The 2,498-nt window shown below is 65.1% G+C and carries 2 protein-coding genes and 1 pseudogene; 2 read left to right on the forward strand and 1 reads right to left on the reverse strand.

Annotated features, from left to right (window positions below; genetic code table 11):
• Positions 1 to 106: 106 nt before the first annotated feature.
• Entirely contained in the window at positions 107 to 727 is a 621-nt protein-coding gene (locus tag EOA33_RS32015) for a TadE/TadG family type IV pilus assembly protein (RefSeq protein WP_127407447.1), read from the forward strand.
• 41 nt (positions 728 to 768) lie between these two features.
• On the opposite strand, the gene EOA33_RS32020 is transcribed toward EOA33_RS32015, so the two are convergent.
• Positions 769 to 1,725, reverse strand: coding sequence for a PhnD/SsuA/transferrin family substrate-binding protein (locus EOA33_RS32020; RefSeq protein ID WP_127407448.1), 957 nt, complete (start codon positions 1,723 to 1,725; stop codon positions 769 to 771).
• A 180-nt stretch (positions 1,726 to 1,905) separates the two neighbouring features.
• On the opposite strand from EOA33_RS32020, the pseudogene EOA33_RS32025 reads away from it, so the two are divergent.
• Positions 1,906 to 2,498, forward strand: a pseudogene (locus EOA33_RS32025) (phosphopentomutase); the annotation flags it as partial.

Below are 2,498 nucleotides of genomic sequence, written 5' to 3' on the forward strand. Positions count from 1 at the left end.
ATCTGAAGGACGGCAACACGCTGCATTTCGCGTCGGTGACCTGGCAGAACGAACCGTTCGACAATTGAGACTTACGGGCATGCTTCGGCAAAACGGGGGTAAGGGCATGTATCGTGCGGGGGCACATCGGGGGATTTTGGCGGCCTGGGCAAGGGCGACGCGGTTTTGCGCTGATCGCCGCGGCGTCGCGGCGATCGAGTTCGCCTTCATCGTGCCGCTGCTGCTCGTCATGTATTTCGTGACCATGGAGGCCTCACAGGCCATCGAGACCAGCAAGAAGGTCAGCCGCATCGGCAGCATGGTGGCGGACCTCGTCACGCAGCAGAACACGATCAGCAAGGCGGATCTCGACGCGATCATGAAGATCGGCACATCGACCTTGAAGCCCTACAACCGGTCGACCCCCAAGATCGTCATCACGGCCATAGAGGTCACGACCGATACGACGCCGAAGGTACAGGTCGTCTGGTCGCGCAAGCTGGACAACGGCGCCACCAGCGCCGATGCCGCGAAGACCACCACCACCACAATTCCCACCGCGCTCAACGTCAAGGGCACGTTCCTGATCCGTGTCGAAAGCGACCTCGCCTATGAGCCGATCATCACTTGGGCGGCGGACAGCCAGGATCGGATTGGACTGACCTCGGCTTTCAGCCACATTTCGATGAGCGAGACCTATTACCTGCGGCCGCGCAGGAGCACCACGATCCCTTGTGGCGATTGCTGAGAATTCCTTTGCCGCCGCGGTGGTCGCCGCGTCGTCCGGGACTATTGCCGGCCCTCTTTGCCCGACACCAGCCGCACGATCGCCGCCGCCGTCGCATAGTCCTCTTGCGAGGTGACGGTGAAGCCGCCGGAATGCGTTGCCTCCAGGAGATCGTAGACATCGGGCGTCATCGACTTCAGGTTGGTGAGGAACACGGTGAGCCGGCGCTTGGCCTCGGGGTCGAGATCGCTGCGCACGGCATGCGGGCCATATCTCAGCAGCCCTGACGTCCACACCACCTGAACGGACGTCTTCGAAAGACCCGCCGCCTCCAGCCGCGCCAATGTCCCGTTCGGATCCGCCACCTGGTCGCCCGTGCCGGCAGGCTGGCCAGCAGGGAGAGCCGGCTGACTGTCGGGCACTGCCGTTTTGTCATTGGAGGCTACCCAGCCGAACAGGGCATCGGCCTCACCATCGACCAGCATTGTTTCGGCGGCGGCGGCCGAAGCGGCGTGCATCAGGTACGGCGAGTCCTCGCTGATTCCGACACCTGCATCCGCCAGCCCGGCAAGCGGCAGCAGCGAACCGCCGATACTGTCGGCAGGCGCCAAGGCGATCCGGTGGCTGGCCATCGCGGCCAGGTCCGGGACCTTGCCGTCGCGCGTCACAAGGACGGAGCGGATGCCGGTGGCGCCATCCACGTCGACCGGCGCCACCAGAGGTTCGACGCAGCCGCAGCGCTCGGACGCCGTCGCATAGGCAATTGCCGAATAGACGGCATATTGGATTCGTCCGTCCACCTGGGCCTCGATCAGCGCCTGGTAGTCGCGCGCGACGACGAACTCCGCCTTCATGCCCAGTGCCTTCGTATAGGCGTCGGTCAGCAGCGCCAGGCCCGGAACGGTGTTGCCACCACCCGGTTCGGCGACGATGCCGATGCGGAACGTGCCGATGTCGTCGCGCCAGTCGGCGCTGGCCGTGTCCGGCCAGGATGCGGCCAGCAACGCCAGAGCAGCCATCCATGCCTTGAAGGAAGGCTTTGCCGAAAATCCGCCGCGCCTTCTCATCCCTGCCCCGCCTGTGCCGGCATCCCACCTCGCCCGACTATCGCGCCGAGCGGTTGCCGTTTGGTTTCCGAATTGCCAATGGCGATGCGGAACCCTATGTCTGGGGCCGCAGACAGGCAACATGACCCTTTGATGGCGCGCGCTTTCCTCTTCGTCCTCGACTCTTTCGGCATCGGCGGCGCCGCCGATGCCGCCCGCTATGGCGATGCCGGCGCCGACACGTTCGGGCACATTGCACTCGCCTGCGCCCAGGGTCGCGCGGACCGCGAAGGCTTGCGCCGCGGACCGCTCGCCGTGCCCAACATGATGTCGCTTGGGCTTGCCCGCGCGGCAGAAACCGCGACGGGGTTCCACTTCGACAATGGCGGCACTGAACCGCTTGCCGCGACCCTTCACGGCGCGGCGCAGGAAATCTCCAGCGGCAAGGACACGCCGTCCGGCCACTGGGAAATTGCCGGCCTGCCGGTGCGCTTCGACTGGGGCTATTTCCCCGAGACAGTGCCCGCCTTTCCGGCTGCGTTGACCGAGGCGATGATCCGGGAGGGAAAGGTGCCCGGCATTCTGGGCGACTGCCATGCGGGCGGAATCGAGATCATCGAGCGGTTCGGCGAGGAGCATATCCGCACCGGCAAGCCGATCTGCTACACCTCGGTCGACTCCGTCCTGCAGATCGCCGCGCACGAAACGCATTTCGGCCTCGAACGGCTCTACGAGTTCTGCAAGAC

This window comes from Mesorhizobium sp. M4A.F.Ca.ET.050.02.1.1, assembly GCF_003997725.1.
Taxonomy (GTDB): Bacteria; Pseudomonadota; Alphaproteobacteria; order Rhizobiales; family Rhizobiaceae; genus Mesorhizobium.

What these genes read in the sequence shown, in the direction of transcription:
- EOA33_RS32015 (WP_127407447.1), top strand. Translation starts at nt 107, where the DNA reads ATGTATCGTGCGGGGGCACATCGGGGGATTTTGGCGGCCTGGGCAAGG.
- EOA33_RS32020 (WP_127407448.1), bottom strand. Translation starts at nt 1,725, where the DNA reads ATGGCTGCTCTGGCGTTGCTGGCCGCATCCTGGCCGGACACGGCCAGC.